Annotated in this window: 19 protein-coding genes; 6 read left to right on the top strand and 13 right to left on the bottom strand. The window is 38.6% G+C overall.

The genetic code is table 11. The features are described from left to right. Window positions 1–882 (bottom strand): formyltetrahydrofolate deformylase, encoded by an 882-nt coding sequence (gene purU / locus ACE1EF_RS17595; RefSeq protein ID WP_375722012.1) that lies wholly within the window; start codon window positions 880–882, stop codon window positions 1–3. A 221-nt stretch (window positions 883–1,103) separates the two neighbouring features. Between purU and ACE1EF_RS17590 the strand changes: the two genes are divergently transcribed. From ACE1EF_RS17590 to ACE1EF_RS17580, 3 genes are all read left to right on the top strand, one after another. Beyond that, window positions 1,104–2,240, top strand: coding sequence for an aldose epimerase family protein (locus tag ACE1EF_RS17590; protein ID WP_375722011.1), 1,137 nt, complete (start codon window positions 1,104–1,106; stop codon window positions 2,238–2,240). A gap of 220 nt (window positions 2,241–2,460) precedes the next feature. Continuing rightward, the gene (locus ACE1EF_RS17585) at window positions 2,461–3,402 is read left to right on the top strand and encodes a mechanosensitive ion channel family protein (protein ID WP_375722010.1); all 942 of its coding nucleotides are present in this window, start codon (window positions 2,461–2,463) and stop codon (window positions 3,400–3,402) included. A 242-nt stretch (window positions 3,403–3,644) separates the two neighbouring features. Beyond that, the gene (locus ACE1EF_RS17580) at window positions 3,645–4,082 is read left to right on the top strand and encodes a hypothetical protein (RefSeq protein ID WP_375722009.1); all 438 of its coding nucleotides are present in this window, start codon (window positions 3,645–3,647) and stop codon (window positions 4,080–4,082) included. A gap of 101 nt (window positions 4,083–4,183) precedes the next feature. Here the strand turns inward: ACE1EF_RS17580 and leuB are convergent, their stop codons facing one another. The 5 genes from leuB to ACE1EF_RS17555 are packed head-to-tail and all read right to left on the bottom strand — an operon-like array spanning window position 4,184 to window position 10,400. Next, entirely contained in the window at window positions 4,184–5,254 is a 1,071-nt protein-coding gene (gene leuB, locus ACE1EF_RS17575; protein WP_375722008.1) for a 3-isopropylmalate dehydrogenase, read from the bottom strand. 28 nt (window positions 5,255–5,282) lie between these two features. After that, window positions 5,283–6,803, bottom strand: coding sequence for an alpha-isopropylmalate synthase regulatory domain-containing protein (locus tag ACE1EF_RS17570; RefSeq protein ID WP_375722007.1), 1,521 nt, complete (start codon window positions 6,801–6,803; stop codon window positions 5,283–5,285). Window positions 6,804–6,833: 30 nt separating this feature from the next. Beyond that, window positions 6,834–7,430: a 3-isopropylmalate dehydratase small subunit gene (gene leuD, locus ACE1EF_RS17565; RefSeq protein ID WP_375722006.1), complete on the bottom strand. Its 597-nt coding sequence runs from the start codon at window positions 7,428–7,430 to the stop codon at window positions 6,834–6,836. Between the two features lie 50 nt (window positions 7,431–7,480). Further along, entirely contained in the window at window positions 7,481–8,881 is a 1,401-nt protein-coding gene (gene leuC, locus ACE1EF_RS17560; protein WP_375722005.1) for a 3-isopropylmalate dehydratase large subunit, read from the bottom strand. A gap of 25 nt (window positions 8,882–8,906) precedes the next feature. Next, window positions 8,907–10,400 (bottom strand): 2-isopropylmalate synthase, encoded by a 1,494-nt coding sequence (locus tag ACE1EF_RS17555; RefSeq protein WP_375722004.1) that lies wholly within the window; start codon window positions 10,398–10,400, stop codon window positions 8,907–8,909. Between the two features lie 656 nt (window positions 10,401–11,056). Between ACE1EF_RS17555 and ACE1EF_RS17550 the strand changes: the two genes are divergently transcribed. From ACE1EF_RS17550 to ACE1EF_RS17540, 3 genes are all read left to right on the top strand, one after another. Then, the gene (locus ACE1EF_RS17550) at window positions 11,057–12,058 is read left to right on the top strand and encodes a bile acid:sodium symporter family protein (protein WP_375722003.1); all 1,002 of its coding nucleotides are present in this window, start codon (window positions 11,057–11,059) and stop codon (window positions 12,056–12,058) included. Continuing rightward, the gene (locus ACE1EF_RS17545) at window positions 12,055–13,338 is read left to right on the top strand and encodes a 1-acyl-sn-glycerol-3-phosphate acyltransferase (RefSeq protein ID WP_375722002.1); all 1,284 of its coding nucleotides are present in this window, start codon (window positions 12,055–12,057) and stop codon (window positions 13,336–13,338) included. The genes ACE1EF_RS17550 and ACE1EF_RS17545 overlap by 4 nt, the downstream gene beginning before the upstream one ends. Window positions 13,339–13,408: 70 nt before the next feature. After that, window positions 13,409–13,861: a CoA-binding protein gene (locus ACE1EF_RS17540; RefSeq protein ID WP_375722001.1), complete on the top strand. Its 453-nt coding sequence runs from the start codon at window positions 13,409–13,411 to the stop codon at window positions 13,859–13,861. On the opposite strand, the gene ACE1EF_RS17535 is transcribed toward ACE1EF_RS17540, so the two are convergent. The 7 genes from ACE1EF_RS17535 to ACE1EF_RS17505 all read right to left on the bottom strand — a co-directional run bounded on the left by ACE1EF_RS17535 (window position 13,862) and on the right by ACE1EF_RS17505 (window position 20,972). Next, on the bottom strand, window positions 13,862–14,602 hold the full coding sequence (locus tag ACE1EF_RS17535; protein WP_375722000.1) for a head GIN domain-containing protein: 741 nt from the start codon (window positions 14,600–14,602) through the stop codon (window positions 13,862–13,864). It lies immediately after the preceding gene. Window positions 14,603–14,708: 106 nt separating this feature from the next. Then, window positions 14,709–15,761 (bottom strand): tRNA preQ1(34) S-adenosylmethionine ribosyltransferase-isomerase QueA, encoded by a 1,053-nt coding sequence (queA, locus tag ACE1EF_RS17530; RefSeq protein WP_375721999.1) that lies wholly within the window; start codon window positions 15,759–15,761, stop codon window positions 14,709–14,711. A gap of 62 nt (window positions 15,762–15,823) precedes the next feature. Continuing rightward, a complete protein-coding gene (gene truB / locus ACE1EF_RS17525; protein WP_375721998.1) occupies window positions 15,824–16,516 on the bottom strand; it encodes a tRNA pseudouridine(55) synthase TruB in 693 nt (230 codons plus the stop codon). Further along, window positions 16,516–17,298, bottom strand: coding sequence for an undecaprenyl-diphosphate phosphatase (locus ACE1EF_RS17520; protein WP_375721997.1), 783 nt, complete (start codon window positions 17,296–17,298; stop codon window positions 16,516–16,518). The genes truB and ACE1EF_RS17520 overlap by 1 nt, the downstream gene beginning before the upstream one ends. Before the next feature lie 12 nt (window positions 17,299–17,310). Further along, window positions 17,311–17,568, bottom strand: coding sequence for a DUF3098 domain-containing protein (locus ACE1EF_RS17515; protein WP_375721996.1), 258 nt, complete (start codon window positions 17,566–17,568; stop codon window positions 17,311–17,313). A 16-nt stretch (window positions 17,569–17,584) separates the two neighbouring features. After that, entirely contained in the window at window positions 17,585–18,463 is an 879-nt protein-coding gene (locus tag ACE1EF_RS17510) for a cell division protein FtsX (protein WP_375721995.1), read from the bottom strand. Between the two features lie 31 nt (window positions 18,464–18,494). Beyond that, a complete protein-coding gene (locus ACE1EF_RS17505; RefSeq protein WP_375721994.1) occupies window positions 18,495–20,972 on the bottom strand; it encodes a YfhO family protein in 2,478 nt (825 codons plus the stop codon). Window positions 20,973–21,051: the final 79 nt, after the last annotated feature.

The raw sequence follows: 21,051 nt of genomic DNA, 5'->3' as shown, positions 1-21,051 counted from the left end.
TCAACTGAATACTACGGTTCTGTTTTTATATACCAATACTTTTCTTTCAAGGTGTTTCTGAACGGCTCTTGACAAAACAATTTTCTCAAGATCACGCCCTTTATGGACAAGGCTTGATACAGAATCCTTATGTGTGATACGTACCACATCCTGCTCAATAATCGGCCCAGCATCAAGATCTGACGTTACGTAATGACTTGTCGCACCAATAATTTTCACCCCACGTTGATGGGCAGCATGGTAAGGTTTGGCTCCCATAAATGCCGGTAAAAAGGAATGATGGATATTGATCACACGTTCAGGATACTGTTTTATAAAGTCAGCCGAAAGAATCTGCATATACCTTGCAAGTACAATGAAGTCTACATCATGTTTTTTTAAGAGTGCGAGTTCTGCGGCTTCAACCTTGTTCTTGGTGTCTCTGTTTACAGGAAAATGATGATATGGAATCTTAAACTGCTCAGCGACATGAGAAAGATCGTCATGATTACTAATTATCAATGGTATTTCAACCTCCCACTCACCCGCTGCATGACGCGCAAGCAAGTCATACAGACAATGAGGCATTTTTGACACCATAATTGCCATGCGCGGTTTTCTGTCGGAAAAATATATTCTCCACCATGTCAGGTTATATTTGCTGCCAAATAAAGTTTCGAAGTAATCCTTTACCTTTTCTTTCGGAATTACAAAACCATTCAGATCCCATTCTATCCGGGTATAAAATATACCTTCTTCCCTGTCAACATGCTGATCAAGGTAAAGAATATTACCATTATTTTCATTTATAAATTCAGTAATAGCAGCCAGAATACCCTGCTTATCCGGACAATGCATTAATAATACCGCCGTTTCCCGTCCGTTTTTATCACCAATTGTCATATATTTCCTTATTATTGGTTTGCAAAAATAACCAAAAGCATTTAATATGTGGCAATATTGCACTAACAGTTGTGAAACAAAGATATAAATCATTTCACGTTTGTAACATCATTTCATGTAAAGTGTCAGATGCCTTGTAATAGCATTGTTTAGATGTTTGATTAGAATAAAAAACGTAGTATCTTAGCTTCTTAAATTAATTCCAATAAATTTCCAGTATTATGAAAACACTTTTTAAAACAGCATTTATTTTAACTGCCATAGCGCTAATACATTCCTGTGCACCAAAAGCACCGGCTAATAAGGCCGGCATTGATCCGCAGGCGTTCAATAAAGTCATTGATGGCAAACAGGTTTCCCTGGTGACACTTACGAACAAGAACGGACTAGAGATGACCGTTACAAATTACGGTGCAAAAGTTGTTAGTCTGATGGTTCCGGATAAAAACGGAGAAATGGCCGATATTGTACTTGGTTTCAATAATATTGACGATTATCAGAAATTCAAACCATATTTCGGCGCTGCCATAGGCAGATACGGCAACAGAATCGCTAACGGTGAATTCACGTTAAATGGCGAGGTTTACCATCTGGCTAAAAATGACGGCAATAATCATCTGCATGGTGGAATCAAAGGATTTAACGCTGTTGTTTGGGATATGAAAAAGGTAGACGATCATACCGTTAAGTTCACCTATGTATCGAAAGATGGCGAAGAAGGTTATCCCGGTGAACTGACAGTTCATATGACCTACCAGCTGACAGATGATAATGAATTTAAAATAAACTATGAGGCAACTACTGACAAGCCTACAGTGTTAAACCTTACTCATCACAGTTACTTTAACCTTCATGGTGAAGGCACCGAAACTATTAACGATCTTGTTTTATATATAAATGCCGACAATTTCACACCAACGGATTCAGGTCTGATCCCAACCGGTGAAATTATCCCGGTTGCAGGAACACCTATGGATTTTACTACACCAACTGAAATTGGCCAGCGTATAGATGCCGATTATGAACCACTGATTCTGGGACATGGTTATGATCATAATTATGTTCTGAACCAGGAAGAACCTAAAACGATGGTATTGGCAGCAACTGTTTATGATCCTGCAAGTGGTCGTTACATGGAAGTTCATACGGATGAGCCTGCTATTCAGTTTTATGGTGGTAATTTTCTTGATGGCACGGTAGTAGGCAAAAGTGGAATTGCTTATCCATACAGATCTGCCCTTTGTCTGGAAACGCAACACTATCCGGATTCTCCAAATAAACCGAATTTTCCTTCAACGGTATTAAATCCGGGTGAGACCTACACCCATACATGCATTTATAAATTTGATGTAAAATAGGTTACAAATAACCCATATAAAAAAAGCTCTCCAATGGAGGGCTTTTTTTATTGACACTGCGGAAAGCTTCCCCATTATTCTAATAAATTCCCCATTTTTAAGGCCCTGAATTTTTCCAAACCTTCTTATTGCCCTTACCTTCCGCCAATTACACTCGATCTCATACAAATGGCACGATATTTAAACGAATAAGTATCGTTAACAACTAAAATTAAATCAAATGGATAAATTATTCACGACTGATTTTTGGGAAAAGGCTTTAAGCACATTGTCTAACTGGGCTATTACAGAATTACCATCTATTGTTATTCTTATCGTAATTCTCATTGTATCCCTGAAACTGATGTCCTTTTTTATTGGCAAATTACGTGATATCCTTGCAAAACGGACAGTCAACCAAACAGATGAACCCAATACAGAAGCAGAAAAACGGCTGACCACATTAATGGAAATCCTGAAGAAAGCCGCCGCCATTGTCATTTGGGCCGTCTTTATCATGATTTTCCTTAAAAAGATAAACATTGACATAGGCCCCATTCTTGCCGGTGCGGGTATTATTGGTCTTGCTGTCGGTTTTGGTGCACAGGAGCTGGTCAGGGACTTCTTATCCGGTTTTTTTATCCTGCTTGAAAACCAGATCAGAACAGGCGATGTTGCAATATTGAACGGAACCGGCGGTCTTGTAGAGAAAATTGAACTCAGGACAATAACACTCAGGGATCTCTCAGGTGTAGTTCATGTATTCCAAAACGGAAAAATAAATTCGCTATCCAATATGACAAAAGAATGGTCAGCGATGGTATTTGATATTGGGGTTGCCTACAAGGAAGACCTGAACCAGGTAATGAAAATTATGAAAGAAGTATCGGAAGATCTGAAAAGTGATAAAGAATTTGAGGACAAAATTCTTGAACCAATGGAAATATTCGGACTGGACAGCTTTGGTGACAGTGCCCTGGTTGTAAAAGGACGTATTAAAACCAAACCCATCCAACAGTGGACTGTCGGTCGTGAATACCGTAAACGACTGAAAGAAGCATTTGACAAGCACAATATTGAAATTCCATTCCCACATCACACGATATACTGGGGCGAGGAAATTGATCCGTTAAGGCTTACAATGGAAAAAGCAGAAGAACAGGCTAAGACGTCGAAGAATTAGAATGATGATCAGTGTAAATATAAAGAGGAATCCTGCGATTCCTCTTTTTTTCATTTATGTTAATTCGTTTTAAAACAACTGGAGGCAACAACTCAATACAGATAAAATTCATATTTAAAGCCATTTAAATAGTCAATATTTAATATTTATTAATTTTATTGTTTATTTTTTGTTAATTTTAATTTATTTTTCTTTATATTTACAATAACATTTAAATAAATTCTTATCGAAAAAAATATACCATGAAATCATTCCTACTTTTTACACTAATTTCAGCCACACTTCTTCTTTCTCTGAGCAGCCTTGTTGTGGATAAAGAAAAAGTTGATGAAGTCGCCGTGGTATCGGCAGACGATTTGGTTTCAAATAATCTGGTTCCAAAAGCTACATATGTTCAGGGAGAACTGGAGGTCATAACACTGGAAAGCATAGAGACGCATACGGTAAGGGTTTCGGCTTTTCCGAATCCGATAAAGCAAAACATTACATTGCTTACCTTTGGAAAGAGCAGTGAAGATTTAAAATTTCTCTTAAAGGCACAAAATAAAACGTTACTGGAACAACAGATAAAGAACCCGAAAGAAAGCATTGAGATCAAAGAGTTCGAATGTGATGTTTGCTATCTGTTCGTATATAAATCTAAAGATCAGATTAAGAAATATAAAATTATAAAGCATTAAGATACACCTTGTTGAATAAGGATTCAACAGGTTTTTGGGTGATTACAGTTACTAAAAAAGCTGCCTGACCGGGCAGCTTTTTACATTTTCTTATTTTATTACTACGATTTTTCAATAAAACTTACCAACCAGTCCCCAACATCTGAGGTTCCGGAGGCTTTTGATTTATCTTCCGCAATATCCTCAGTTACGACGCCTGCATCCATCGAAGCATTAACGGCCGCACGAATCAGGGAACCTTCATCCATCAGATTAAAGGCATACTCAAACATCATAGCTGCAGAAAGCACTGTGGCTAAGGGATTTGCAATATTTTTACCCGCAGCCTGGGGATAAGAACCATGAATGGGTTCGAATACACTGGTATGTATACCAATTGAAGCAGACGGTAACATACCTAAAGAACCTGTGATTACTGATGCTTCATCAGTCAGAATATCACCGAACATGTTTTCAGTCACCATCACATCAAAATTCTTTGGCCATTGAATAATCTGCATGGCAGCATTATCTACAAACATAAACTCTGTTTTTACCTCTGGGTATTGTGGTGCAATCTCCTGCCCCACTTCACGCCACAAACGCGAAGTTTCAAGTACATTCGCCTTATCAACAATTGTCAGCTTTTTATTGCGCTTCATGGCATATTCATAGCCCAGATGAATAATACGCTCAATTTCTTCCCTTGTGTAGGTATTTGTATCGAAGGCCATATTACGGTCTTCAGAACGTCCCTTTTCACCAAAATATATTCCACCTGTAAGTTCCCTTATGCACATAAAGTCCGCATTCTCAACCAGATCTTTCCGCAACGGAGATTTATGTATTAAGGATGGAAATGTTACTACCGGACGAAGATTGGCATACAAGCCCAGTTTTTTGCGCATCAGTAGCAAACCCTGTTCGGGACGAACGGTTGCTTTTGGATTGTTATCAAATTTCGGATCTCCTATGGCGCCAAATAATACGGCATCTGAATTCATACACAACTCATGTGTGGCATCCGGATAGGGTTCACCCACCTTATCAATTGCCGATGCACCGGTGATTCCAAATTCATAGGATAAATCGTGGCCGAATTTATCACAAACCGCCTTAGTTACTTTCAATGCCTGATCTATAATCTCAGGACCAATCCCGTCACCGGGAAGAACTGCAATGTTTAATTTCATCTGTTAAATATTTCTTTCTGTTATTCTGTTAGAATGTTTCTATGAGGTTCAGCATTTTAATAGTCGCTTTAATAGCTGCCTCAGACTGGTCAACATCAAGACCACGGGTTTTAAATTCCCTGTCGTTGTATGACCACAAAATAGTGGTTTCCACAAGCGCATCAGTCATACCGCCCGGAGGTATTGAAACGGAATAATCCATAAGAACCGGATGTTCTTTTTTAAGCCGTTTGTATATTTTCCACACTGTTTTCATAAAAGCATCGTACTGACCATCACCTGCGCTGTTGTCTTCATAAACCTTATCGTAGATTCTGATTTTAACATTGGCAATAGGCTTCAGACCGTATGTCAGGGATAATGAATAGTTCATCACCTCTATATTGCTACCGTGCTCTCCACTTTCGAGTACGTCTGCTATAATGTAAGGAAGATCCTCTTTGGTTACGCGTTCTTTTTTGTCACCTAACTCAATAATCCGCTGTGTCACTCTTTTCTGGGATTCGATATCCAGGTCTATGCCCAACTCTTCCAGATTTTTCTGAATACTGGCCTTTCCAGAGGTTTTTCCCAGCGCATAAGAACGGGTCCTGCCAAATCGTTCAGGAAGCAGATCATTGTAATAGAGATTATCCTTATTATCTCCGTCAGCATGTATTCCTGCACATTGTGTGAACACAAACTCACCAATCAGAGGCTTATTGGCAGGTATGCGAATGCCTGAAAATGTCTCTACCATTTTGCTGACCTTCGTGATTCTGGATTCATCAAGATTTGTACCGACCTTTAACTGATCATGTAACACACCGATCAAACTTGAAAGTGAAACATTCCCTGCCCTTTCACCCATGCCGTTAACAGTACCATGCAAACCACTCACCCCTGCCTTAACTGCACTGAAAGCATTTGCAGCAGCAAGATCGTAGTCGTTATGGCCATGAAAATCGAAGTGAAGATCAGGATACCGCGCCACCATTTGTGAACAGAAATCAAATGTCTGGTCAGGATTTAGAACACCCAGAGTATCCGGCAGCATAAACCGTTTTATTGGTTCATCTTTGAGCCCTTCAACAATCTGAAACACATATTCCGGTGAATTTAGCATCCCATTCGACCAGTCTTCCAGGTAGATATTTACCTGAATACCCTGCGAGTTCGCATAGCTTATAGTATTCTTAATATCTGCTATATGCTGTTCAGGGGTTTTACGCAACTGTTGGGTTACGTGCCTGAGTGATCCTTTAGCCAGAAGGTTCAAAACTTTACCTCCGGCATCCCGTATCCAGTCCACGGAAATTTTTCCGTCAATAAAACCCAAAACCTCAATAGCTTCTAAAAAACCATGGTTAGCTGCCCAGCCTGTAATACGTTTTACAGCATTAAACTCCCCTTCTGACACCTTTGCTGAAGCTACTTCAAGACGATCAACCCTGACCTCTTCAAGTAAAATCCTTGCGATGGTTGTTTTTTCATTTTGCGAAAACGATACACCTGAAGTTTGTTCTCCATCCCTCAGGGTAGTATCCATAATTTCAACCTGCTGTTTCATCGTTTTTTCTGTTTGCCTGATAGAAATAAATCAATAAAAACTTGATACCTCCCAGGCTTTTATTTTATCCATATTGCTGAGAAGATAATCGATATCATCATATCCGTTCAGCAAACAATTCTTTTTGTAACCATTTATATCAAAAGATTCACTTTCTCCGGTGGCATCAATTGTTATGGTTTGATCCGGAAGGTTGACCGTCAGACCAGCCTTTGGATCTTTATCTACAGCCTCGAAGATCCGGCTCAGAAACTCCTCGCTGACCTGAACCGGCAGCACCCCATTATTCAGTGCATTGTTTTTAAAAATGTCTGCAAAGAAACTTGAAACAACCACTTTAAACCCGTAACCTGCAATTGCCCAGGCTGCATGTTCTCGACTTGAACCACTGCCAAAGTTTTTACCTCCAACAAGTATCTCTCCGGAATAAGTTGCATCATTTAATACAAAATCCTGCTTAGGATTGTCATTACTGTCATATCTCCAGTCTCTGAAGAGATTATCACCAAATCCCTCACGGGTAGTTGCCTTAAGAAAGCGCGCAGGAATAATCTGGTCCGTGTCCACATTTTCAATCGGCAACGGAACACAGGATGATTTTACAATATTTATTTTTTCTATAGCCATTTTAATGTTCTTTTCTATTGAATACTAATAAATCAAAGATTGTGTTCTGATCAATCCATTAATTCCCTCGGATCAGTTATCACTCCGGTTACAGCTGCTGCAGCTGCTGTAAGTACGCTAGCCAGCATTGTACGTGCACCAGGTCCCTGACGGCCTTCAAAATTTCTGTTTGATGTTGAAACCGAATATTTTCCGGCAGGAATCTTATCGTCATTCATAGCCAGACAGGCAGAGCATCCGGGTTGACGCATCAGAAATCCCGCTTTTTCAATGATCTCAATCAATCCTTCCTCCTGGGCTTGTTTTTCTACCTGACGGCTTCCCGGCACTATCCAGGCTACAACACCCGGCGCCTTTTTCTTTCCATCCACGAAAGCTGCAAATGTTCTGAGGTCTTCAATACGCCCATTTGTACATGAGCCTACAAAAACATAATCCACTTTCTTTCCTTTCATCTGTTCTCCTGGTTTATATCCCATATAATCCAGCGATTTCAGGTAAGTTTTCTGTCCGGACTTATCCACTGAATCCAGTGAAGGAATAGAACCGGATACACCCACACCCATTCCGGGATTGGTACCATAAGTTATCATTGGCTCAATATCCACGGCTTTAAAGTTATGCTCCTTGTCAAACACAGCATCATCATCCGACTTCAATGTTTTCCAGTAGGCAAGCGACTTATCCCATTCCTCACCTTTGGGGCCGAATGGTCTGTCTTTCAGATAAGCAAATGTGGTCTCATCCGGAGCCATCAGACCTCCACGTGCTCCCATTTCAATGCTCATATTACATACCGTCATACGGGCTTCCATAGTCAGGCTGCGAAAAGCACTCCCTGCAAACTCCACAAAATAACCTGTTGCACCACCGGTAGAAATCTGTGATATGATATACAGAATAATATCTTTTGATGTCACTCCTTTTGAGAGCTCACCTTCAACATTTATACGCATTCGTTTGGGCCTTGGCTGAAGAATACACTGACTAGCCAGAACCATCTCCACTTCACTTGTACCTATTCCAAAGGCTATTGTGCCAAATGCACCATGGGTTGAAGTATGACTGTCACCACAAACAATGGTCATACCGGGCAGGGTATATCCGTTTTCGGGTCCAACCACATGAACAATACCATTACGGTCGTTACCCAAACCATACAGGGTGATGCCAAACTCATTGCAGTTTTTAGTCAGCGTCTCAACCTGGTATCTTGAAATCGGATCTTTAATTGGTTTATCCTGATCCCATGTCGGAACGTTATGGTCAGGAGTGGCAATGGTTTTTTCAGGACGTAAAACCTTCAAACCACGTTCTCTTAATCCATTGAATGCCTGTGGGCTGGTAACTTCGTGTGCAAAATGACGGTCAATATACAATTGCGTTGGTCCGTTTTCTACCTCAGAAACCACGTGAGCATCCCAAATTTTATCAAAAAGTGTCTTTCCCATTTTATATTATTATTTTCTTGCCGTATTAATTAAACTTATTCAATGCATCAATATAAGCCTCTACAGAAGCAGTTACGATATCGGTATTAGCTCCAAAACCGTAATAAATCCTGTTATTGAATTTCAGCTGCATGTGTACTTTACCAATGTCGTCACTCCCTCTTGTTATTGCCTGTATAAGGAATTCTTCGAGTAATGCATTTTTCTTCACAATCTCTTTGACAGCCTTTATAGCTGCATCAACAGGTCCGTTTCCCGGTTCAGTGGCAGAGTATATTTTACCTTCAATGTTAAGACGTACCGTAGCCATCGGAATCGTTGTTTTACCACTAACTACCTGGAGAAAATCAAGTTTGATATTTTTCTGACCCTGGGCTTTTTCTCCCATCAGGATTGACAAATCCTCGTCGGTAATATTTTTCTTTTTATCAGCCAGGTTCAAAAATTCCTGGTAAACCTTATCAAGTTCCTCCTGAACCAATGTATAACCTAAAACTTCGAGTCTGTGTTTTAATGCAGCTCTTCCGGAACGGGCTGTAAGGACAATAGAAGATTCATTAATTCCTACCTCAACAGGATCGATAATCTCATAGTTTTCACGATGTTTTAAAACGCCGTCCTGATGAATACCTGATGAGTGGGCAAAAGCATTTCTACCAACAATAGCTTTATTAGGCTGAACCGGCATATTCATTAATGAAGAAACCATTCGGCTGGTCTGATAAATTTTCTTGGTATCAATCTCAGTATGCAGACCCAGGTCGTGGCTTTTCAATGTCATGACAACTTCTTCAAGAGAGGTATTACCGGCCCGTTCACCGATACCGTTAATTGTAACCTCAACCTGACGTGCTCCATTCATCACACCACTAACAGTATTGGCAGTTGCCATACCCAAATCATTATGACAATGTGTTGAGATCGTTGCCCTTTCAATATTGGACACATTATCGAACAAAAACTTTATTTTTTCACCAAACTGAACCGGCAGACAATACCCTGTTGTATCTGGTATGTTTACTACTGTAGCTCCGGCAGCAATAACTGCTTCCACCACTTTTGCAAGGTATACATTATCGGAACGGCCGGCATCTTCTGCATAGAATTCAACATCTTCAACAAATTTCTTTGCATATTTAACCGCTTCAACAGCTCTTTCAAGAATCTCGTCCTCGTTTGAATTAAGTTTATACTTAATGTGGTAAGGTGAAGTACCTATTCCCGTATGAATTCTACCTTTCTTTGCATATTTAAGTGCTTCAGCAGCAACCTCAATATCTTTTTTAACGGCCCGTGTTAATGCACAGATTGTTGGATTTTTTACGGCTTTTGAAATTTCCACAACCGACTGAAAATCGCCCGGGCTTGACACAGGGAAACCTGCCTCTATAACATCCACACCAAGTTCCTCAAGTGCTTTTGCCACTTCAATCTTTTCAATCGTATTCAACTGGCAACCAGGCACCTGTTCTCCGTCTCTCAACGTAGTGTCAAAAATATAAACTCTGTTATTATCCATGATTAGTTATTTGTTTCTTAATTTGAAAGTTGTTAATAATTCGCACCTGAAAATAACCTATTCCATACCCCGCAAGGGGAGTCGTAAATTATTACCGAACTCACCAAACCTGAATATCTGCTTAATGAATATCAACTCTTCTTTTAACTGTTTTGTTCTCATCATAATACAAATAGGGTATACCTCCTATTATAACAAACCTCTTAAACAATCGAAAAGGCCATCCTGTTGAGAATGGCCCTATATTATTAAACATACATTATTCACCATCCTCAACTCTTATAACCTAGAATTAGAATATCAAGAAGAAGGTTGATAATGTTTGTTGTTTGTCTCATTGTTATATTTAATTTTAGCGATGCAAATATACGGATTGTAATAAAAAGACCAAATATTTTTAATAATTTATATCAATAAATATTGTTTTGATTATAATTTATAACATAATCCCCCATCAAATGTTTATATTTAACCTGTTTATGCATCATAAAAAACAAGATAATTCATAAACGGCAGAAAACAGAATCATTGTATAAATATCAATTCTCATCGCAGAACTCACATTAATCAACTATGCACCAACATAATAACAGAATATTTTTTAATGTTGATAATTTTTATGATTTTTGTTTATTGACTTTCACAAGATAAGAGGGATGGAAGAATCGTTACGCCAACTGGATAGTGTAGTTTTAAATTTTAATGCCAGATCTGTTGATATTATGAACATTGCACTGGCACTAATTATGTTCGGGGTTGCTCTCGGAATAAAATTCAAAGATTTTAAAGAACTGTTTTACACCCCAAAACAGGTAATCACAGGCATCATATCGCAGTTCATTGCGTTACCAGCATTTACATTCTTACTGGTCATATTACTTAAACCATCACCTACGGTGGCCCTGGGAATGATACTTGTTGCAGCATGTCCGGGCGGAAATATTTCTAATTTTATTTCTGCAATGGCAAAAGGCAATACTGCATTATCAGTCACGCTGACAGCCATCGCTACCCTGGCTGCTATTTTCATGACTCCGCTTAACTTTTCATTCTGGGGCAGTATGTATATCGATTATTACAGTAAGGTGGCAGCAGAAGGCATACTCAGGCCAATAGAGATTGATATCTTTCAGGTATTTAAAACAGTTTTTATTTTATTAGGGATTCCGTTAATATTGGGATTACTGTTTGCTCATTATCTACCTAAAATCACCAAAAAAATTAAGTCGCCATTGCGTATTATCAGCATAATTATTTTTCTTGGATTTGTAGCAGGAGCACTGATTGCCAATTTTAAACACTTTCAAAATTACATCCACCTGATTTTTCTCATTGTGTTGCTTCACAATGGCCTTGCACTGCTTACAGGGTTCAGCATCTCCACCATTGCCAAAATCAACAGACCGGGCAGAAGATCCATTACCATTGAAACCGGTATCCAGAACTCAGGACTGGCACTGGCACTGATATTTAATCCTAAGATATTTCCACCTGAACTTCAACTTGGAGGAATGGCAATGATAGCTGCCTGGTGGGGCATCTGGCATATCATATCCGGCCTGACCGTTGCATTTTTTCTATCCAGAAAAGATGTGGCAAATGAACCTTCAAAATGGACACTTTCTTCCCTTTATGTTTTCAAACCCAAAGGGAAATGATACATCAAACGTCAAAACCTTACGCATTTTTCAAGGGTTATGTAAAAATTATACACCGGCTCTTTTACAGGCGTGTTTATATTTCAGGCCTGGAAAACATTCCCGTTGGTGATCCTATAATATTCGGCCCAAATCATCAGAATGCATTAATGGATCCCCTGGCTGTACTGTTAACAACGCCTCTCCAGCCGGTCTTTCTGGCAAGAGCCGATATTTTCCGGAGTGCGATAAACAGGCCAGTCCTGCGATTTCTGAAAATACTTCCGGTATACCGGGTAAGAGATGGCATAAAATCACTGGGAAATAACGACTCAACATTTAATGAGTCCATTGGAGTTCTGGAAGCAAACAAGCAGCTCGCTCTGTTTCCGGAAGCAAGACATCACGGTCAGAATTTTCTCCTTCCGTTAAAAAAAGGTATTCCAAGAATTGCACTACTGGCAGAAGAAAAAAACAACTTCAAACTTAATCTTAAGATCGTTCCTGTAGGAATTCATTACAGCGATTACTATGGATTCAACGCTGACTTATGGGTAAACTTTGGCAAGTCAATAGATGTTGACGGATTCAGGGAGGAGTTTAATTCAAATCCTCAAAAAGCCCATATTACACTTCGCGATAAAATAGCTGAGGGCATTAAGCCTCTGATATTAGATATTAAGGATACAGAGCACTACGATGAAATTGTTTTGCTGCTTAATTTACATGATGACACTCAATCAATAAAGAATTCACGTAATTATCTGACCAAAGCACAGGCTTTCGTTAAACATATAACAAAAGTAAAGCCTGAGATTAAAACAGAGCTTTTTAACGCAGCACAAGACTTACACTCAAAGTTGAAACAAGCAAAGCTACATGCAGAAGACTTATCTATAGCCAACAGAATTAACTTAGCAGTGATGACAGAACTTCTCATAGGTCTTCCTCTGTTCCTGGCAGGTTTTTTACCAACCGGCCTATTCAGACTCCCGGCATGGTTTCTTTATCGCAATCTCAAAGACCGGCAGTTTGAAAGCTCCTACAAATTTATCTTCATGTTAATAGGCGCTCCGGTTTCATATGCACTATTTGCCTTTCTAATAATGCCATTCTTTTTATTATCCAATACATGGATTTCATTTGCAGTATTTATAGCGTTATTCCCACTTGGATCATATTCCCTGAGATATATACGAATATTTAAACAATCATGGCAAAATCTGGCCAATGGAGGAAAAAGAAATGCATTGAAAAAGGATATAGATACTTTAAAAGAAATGTTAAAAAAACACCTTTAAGTCCCAAAAAATATTTTGTAAAGTTATTTTAAAGTTTAAACTTTGTAATACACATAAGCCTTGAATTACAATGACTAAACTTGAATTAATTAAAGAATTTTTAAGCAAGGACTCACCTATTGCAGTTGCCGGAGTTTCTAGAAATCCCAAGAAATTCGGGAGACAGGTATATGACAAGCTATCAACGCTTGACTATCAATTAATTCCTATCAATAAGTTTTGTGACAAATTGAATAACACAACGTGTTACCCGAACGTCAAATCATTACCTTCGGGAATTGACAAGTTGCTTATTCTGACTCCGAAGGAATTCACAGACGATGTTGTAAAAGAAGCGCATAAAAACGGCATACAAACAATTTGGGTACAACAAATGTGTGATACTGACAACACATTAAATCTGGCCAGCGAACTTGGCCTTAAAATGATATTAAATGAATGCATTTTTATGTTTGCTGAACCCAAAGGAATTCACAGACTACACAAAACAATAAAAATGGTTTTCGGGACTTTGCCCAAATAGCTATTTATCATTTTCGTCTTTAATCAAATCTTTTCCAAAGGCAGGATTGGGTTTGATCTCCTTTATTTCACCTCCAAGAGATGTTTTGAAATCTTTTTCAGATGGATCGCCTTTAATATTTATAATACCACCTACCGAAGCTTTTGCCTGAATGCTATCAGATGAGTACACGTTTATTGTTGATCCTGAATTACTTTTAACCTTGACATTCCCTGTCTTAAGTGCAAAGGCATCAACTTTTCCTCCCAGGTTAGCATTGGCATCAAATTGTTTTGCTTTTCCATAAATTTCTATGGTTGATGCTCCACTAGTAACAGCTTCAACCTCGCTAACTGTTGATTCTGCCTTAATAACACCACCTGTAATAGCATACAACTTAACCTTCTCGCCCCACAAAGGTCTTACTGTTTCAATGTATGCACCGGTATTCGCTTCAATATACTTTACCTGCTTGTAAGAAACATCAACCATAACAGTAACGTCCTGTAAAAGTTTAGCTTTCATTCTCACCTTTAAAGTCATATCCTCAACTTCAGTAATGACATCTTCCAGCGGTGCACCTTTAACTTTTACATGTGCTTCTTCAAGGTCATTATAGATCAGTTTAACATTTATACCGTGAGCCGCAATAACCCTGTTAAACGGATCAAGATTCCGGGTTTCTTCCCTAATACTATCTACCTGTGCACTTAAACCTGAAACAATGGTCATTAAAAAGAGTAGAGATAAAAGCTTTTTCATTTTTTTTATGTTTTATGGTACAAAACTACAAAGATTACAAGACTTTTAGAATAAAAAACCCGGTCACAAAAAACGTGCCGGGCATAAAAAATATCCTGTAATAAAATCAAATAACCAACATTGCATCGCCATAGGTACCAAAACGGTATTTTTCTTTTACGGCAATATTATATGCATTCATTACCTGTTCATAACCACCAAAGGCAGCTACCATCATTAACAAGGTAGAATAAGGCATATGAAAGTTTGAAACCATTGTATTAGCAACACTAAAATCATACGGCGGGAAAATAAACTTATTTGTCCATCCCTCGTAAGGTTTCAGGAAGCCATCCGTACTTACAGAACTTTCCAGTGTGCGCATAACAGTTGTACCCACGGCACATACATTCTTTTTGATTTTTTTTGTCTCGTTGACTTTATTTGCCACTTCATCACTAATAAAAATCTGTTCAGAATCCATTTTATGCTTTGTCAGGTCCTCCACATCAATCTCTCTGAAATTCCCTAATCCGGCATGAAGTGTTACAAAGCCAAATTCAGTCCCTTTAATTTCAAATCGCTTAAGCAATTCTCTGCTAAAATGCAAACCGGCGGTTGGAGCGACTACAGCACCTTCATGCTTAGCAAAAATCGTCTGGTACCTTTCTTCATCATCCGGCTCAACCTCCCTTTTCAGAATATGCTTTGGGATTGGCATCTCACCAAGGCCAAAGAGTTTCTCTTTAAACTCATCATAAGGCCCGTCATACAGAAAACGTAATGTTCTGCCGCGCGAGGTAGTATTATCAATAACTTCAGCAACAAGACTATCATCATCACCAAAATAGAGTTTATTTCCAATTCTGATTTTTCTGGCAGGATCCACCAACACATCCCATAGCCTGTTTTCTCTGTTCAGCTCACGTAACAGAAACACCTCGATTTTAGCACCTGTCTTTTCCTTGTTCCCATACAACCTGGCAGGAAAAACTTTGGTATCGTTAAAAATCAGTAAATCCTTGTCATCAAAATAATTGATGATCTCCTTAAATACTTTGTGTTCAATATCACCGGTTGCTTTGTTCAGAACAAGTAAGCGGGATTCATCACGATTATAAGCTGGATGTAAGGCAATAAGTTCATTTGGTAATTTGTACTTAAACTTCGAAAGTTTCATATTCTCCTATTCAATTTAATACGACTCACATATAAACAACAGGTGCTTTATACGTAAAGTTTTTATATTTGTTTCAAAATTTCTGTATTTTTTTCAAATTCCTCTACCGAAAGGGCATCGCTGAGGGAATAATCTCCAACACGGGTTCGTTGTAAAGCTATTAAATGACCACCAGACTTTAATTCTATGCCAATATCCCTGGCCAAAGCCCTGATGTACGTTCCCTTGCTGCACACAATTCGCAGGGTCAGAACCGGCAAATTGAAATCAAGAACTTCAATTTCATCTATCACCAGAATCTTAGGTCTCATTTCTACTTCTTCCCCTTTTCTTGCATACTTGTAAGCTCTTTTACCATTGATTTTAACTGCTGAAAACTCCGGGGGAATCTGCCTGATTTCACCTTTGAAATTCTCAAGCGCCAGGTCAACAGATTCTCTTGTGATATGCTCAAAAGGATACAACCGGTCCGTTTTAGTCTCAAGATCAAAAGAAGGCGTAGTTTCTCCAAGTTTGATAGTGGCAATATACTCTTTTACGCCGGCCTGATATGTTTCTATCTGCTTGGTTGCCTTTCCCGTGCACACCAGCATTACACCGGTTGCCAAAGGGTCCAGCGTTCCGGCATGTCCAACCTTTAGTTTCTTTACGCCCAGCTTCTGTTGTAATCTGATCCGGATTTTCTTAACAAGATCAAAAGAAGTCCATCCTAACGGTTTGTTCAGGACCAATACCTCACCCTCAATAAAATTCATTAAACGATGTTTAACTGATAACCCGATGCTAAAAGAATAAGAATAATCAAACCAACAACAATACGATAATAACCGAAAGCTTTAAATCCGTTCTTTGTTAAAAACGATATAAACGATTTTATGGCCAGCATTGCAACAATAAATGCAATGACATTACCAAAAATAAGGATGCCGATATTATCAGTCGTGATGGATTTATAATTTTCAAGCAATTTATACCCTGATGCTGCAAACATGGTAGGAACCGCAAGGAAAAAAGAAAACTCAGCTGCATTTTTCTTTGTCAGCTTTTGTGTCATACCCCCTATTATGGTTGATGCCGATCGTGACACACCCGGTATCATCGCTATAACCTGAAACAAACCAATTATAAACGATTTTTTATACGTTACTTCCTGATCTTTTTTACTGTTATCCTTAAACCAGGAATCCACAAAAACGAGTATGATTCCACCCAGCACCAGGGAAACAGCTACAACAACCACACTTTCAAGCAATTCATCAATAATATCACTGAATAATAATCCGAATACAGCGGCAGGAATAAAAGCTATAAACAGTTTATAATAAAACTTCAGACTCTGAAAAAATCTTTTCCAGTACAATACAACGACGGAAAGAATCGCTCCAAATTGTATATTAACGATAAATGCCCTTACAAATTCTGAATTCTCAATACCCAATATCTTTTGGGTAATAATCATATGCCCTGTTGAAGATATCGGAAGAAATTCAGTCAGTCCCTCAACAATAGCGATAATCAACGCCTCAATCCAATTCATACAGCAGGTCTGTTACTCAGCGTCCTGTTTAGGACGTTTCATAATAGCATATATTTCAAAAATGAAACCGGCAACTATTAATATCGGAGCCAAAGTAATTCTTCTGAAACTGTACAATTCATCTCCGTTAAAAACATTAGGATCTGTACTTCCACCACCTGACATCAGGATATACCCGAGAATTATGACCGCCAATCCAATAAGCATCAACACATAATTGTGTTTCGATAATGGAAGATTTCCTTTTGAATTAATTTCTGTTTTTTTCACTCTTTTATATTTAAATTTAAAAATAGAGTTCATCCGAACGCAACCTCAGATATTTATTTAATGCAAAATATGCTGACATCTGAGAAATAATAATTCCAATAAGCAACACCAGGCTATAAACCATCGCAATCAGATCAAGATCTTTCAGGCTGATTATGGCACTCAATTCATTCTGGATGGAATATATTGCTGCAGTTAGTAAAAGAATAGCAAGAACCGCTGCAATTAAGCCGTCCAGGATGATCCTGTTCACGAAAGGACGCCGGATAAATGATCTGGTAGCTCCCACCAACTGCATGGTATTAATTAAAAACCGTTGAGAGTATATGGCCAGACGAATGGTATTGTTTATGAGTGCCACACTGACAATAAATAAAAGCAAACAGAATAACAGCAAAACAATCGTTATTTTTCTCACGTTTTCGTTGACCAGGTTTACCAGGTCTTTTTGATAAATAACCTCTTTTATCTGTGGATAAGCCTTAAATTCATTTTCAATAACCAGAAGACTATCCGGATTTGCATATTCTGCTTTTAATTTCACCTCTATTGAAGCCAGCAAAGGATTATACCCAAGGAACTCTATAAAATCTTCACCCAGCTCATTCTGTAATTCTTCCGCAGCTTTCTCCTTATCAATATAATTCGTGGATTTAACATATTCTGTTGCATCCAGGTATTTCTGTATACGATGCACATCCACATCTTTCGCATCGTCTTTAAGAATAATGGAAAATCCAATATTTTCTCTGACATAGTCTGATATCTGGTCCCCGCTGAATATCAGAATACCCATAATCCCGATTAAAAAAAGAACCAGAGTTATACTGATTGTAACGGTAAAATGAGAATTTACCACACCAACTCTTTTTCGTCTGACTCTTCTTTTTGCCATTTTCTACTTTTAAAGCCTCAAAAATACGAAATTAATTCTTTCTGAAAAGTTCTTTACCTGCTGCTCCTATCAGTAAAAGGATCAGAAGTAATGAAGAGGCAAAAGATACTTTATTACCTACTGAGTACGATTTTGGTTCAAACCTGAATTCAATAACATGCTCTCCGGCACGCACCGGCAGAGCTCTGAGTACATAATCCGCATTCACATGCTCAACCGGTTTCCCGTCAATAAAGGCATCCCACCCTTTCGGATAATAGATTTCAGAAAATACAGCCAGTTGATCTGTTTTACTTTGAGATTTATATTTAAGATAATTTGTTCGGTATTCTTCAAGTTTGATTGTTGCGGAAGTGTCCCTCACGAATTCAAATCCACCGAGGACATCAGAGTACTGTTCATTAACTACTGCTTCCTTATCCGGCTTTAAGGTTTTCATGGCTAAAATCTCTGCATCTGCAGTTGGTACCAGTTCTATCTTTGTTACAAACCATGCGTGTCCGTAAGCATATTTATTGTATGCAGGGGCAGACTGAGGACTGAGAATAACATATTTCGTATTGAGCATATTCAAAATGGGAGTATGTTGAAATACATCCAGCTGCTCAGTTCTAATATTCTGGGCAATATATTGCATATCTTTGCTCATACTATGTTCAATCAGCTCCTGATACCGCCTCATTTTAGCACCGTCGTAACCACCAATAGAAAAATGATAATTGGAAGTGGACGCATCATTAAACGTTGAAACAGAAAGGTTCAATACTTTAAAGTCCGGATCTTTATCTTTTAAAATTATCTTGTCGGCATAGGTCTGTTCATATCCTATTCCGGGTTTATGGCGAACCAGATCTTTATTGCTTAAATAGCGTTGATCCACAAACCAGAGATCAGCAACAACCAAAACAGCCAGTAGTGTATAAAAATATTCCTTTTTAAATTTACCGCTCATCCAGGCCCATATACCGGCCAGCGCCACAGCAATAAACATGAAAGCACGGAAGGCATCGGAACGTAAGGCATGAATTCGACTGCTACGTAAAGATTCCAGTAGATTTGCGGGCAGCTGACTATCGTATTTACCGGAAAAATTACCAGCTATTGATGGAATAAGTGCAAATATAAGAGCCAGTCCTCCTGTGAGGCCAAAACTCCAGTAAAGTGCTTTTTTGAGTTTCGGCTTATCATATTCGCCCTTAATCAGAGCATTAATACCCAGTAGAGCCAATAAAGGCATTGTAAACTGTGCAATTACCATTAACATGGTAACGTCCCGAAACTTATCATACATCGGGAAATAGTCTATAAACAAGTGCGACAATGCCGGAAAGTATTTTCCCCATGAAAGCATGATTGAAAGTACAGTAGCAACAAGCAGCCACCATTTATACTTACCTTTCACAAGGAATAAACCAAGTATAAAGAGAAAACAAATGACAGCACCATGATACATAGGCCCGTCTGTGGTTGGTTTGCCACCCCAGTAAAACAGTGATCCCACCTGACGTTCGGCATCGTGCTGTGCATCCTTTGCAGAATTTCCTGACTGTATAAACTGCTGCTTTAATCCGGGCAACACCTGCTTTGTAAACTCAGATTCCGGTTTATAATCTGCAGCTCCTCCGGCTCTGAAATCAGGGATCATTAATGCAAAAGTTTCAGCTACACTATTGCTCCATGAAAGTATATAATCCTTATCTAATCCCCCGGTAGCAACTGTTTTATCCTTTGTCAATTCAGATTCACCACGGGTGGAGTATTTCAGATATTCGTATTGCGTATAAAGTCTTGAGAAATTACTCCCGAAAGCAAGCAGGACAGCCACCAGCAACAATCCTACATTTGTAAGAAATGAAGCATACGTTTTTTGCTTAATAGCTTCAACAAGTTCAAATATGCCATAAATAAGAACAATAATCCCTGTATAATATGTCATTTGCGGGTGACCCGACAATATCATCAATGATAAAAATACTCCTGCCATTGCAGCGCCCAAAATCCTTTTCCCCCTGAATGTGAGAATAAACCCGGCTACAAAACCTCCCATATAGGCGTAGGTATGCACCTTACTCATATGTCCTGCCTGCAAAAGCACAAATGTATTTGTAGTAAATCCAAAGGCGAGAGCACCAATCATACTTAACCAGGGATTTACACCAAATGAAATAAGCAAAACATAAAAAGACAACATCGCAATAATCAGATAACTGGATGGTCTTTTCCCAAATTCTATTATTCTGTTAACAAACCGGGTAAGATTTGCGGTATATCTGGTGGAAATAAAATATGCCGGCATCCCGGAGAATACTGCATTCGTCCAAAGCGGTTCTTCTCCGTATTCTTTCCTGAACTTTTCAATTTCACTGGATTTAGCCGTAGCAACCTTGGTATCATGTCCCATTAATGACTTCCCTTCGAGCAATCCGGGGAAATAAGCATATGAGATAAATATAAAAATTATTACCGGCAAACCGTAATTCAGGATTTTCTTAATTAGTGAATTATTCATTTTCAAATATTTGAATTAAGGATAAGTCTTTTTATTAGTGCTGATAAAACTGGATATCTGGTTCGTTGCCAAAATTAAA

This window comes from Quyinboa sediminis, from assembly GCF_042219855.1.
In the GTDB taxonomy this organism is placed as follows: domain Bacteria; phylum Bacteroidota; class Bacteroidia; order Bacteroidales; family UBA5342; genus JBHJHP01.
The sequence above is the reverse complement of the archived record's forward strand: the minus strand, read 5'-3'. Positions and strand labels throughout refer to the sequence as shown.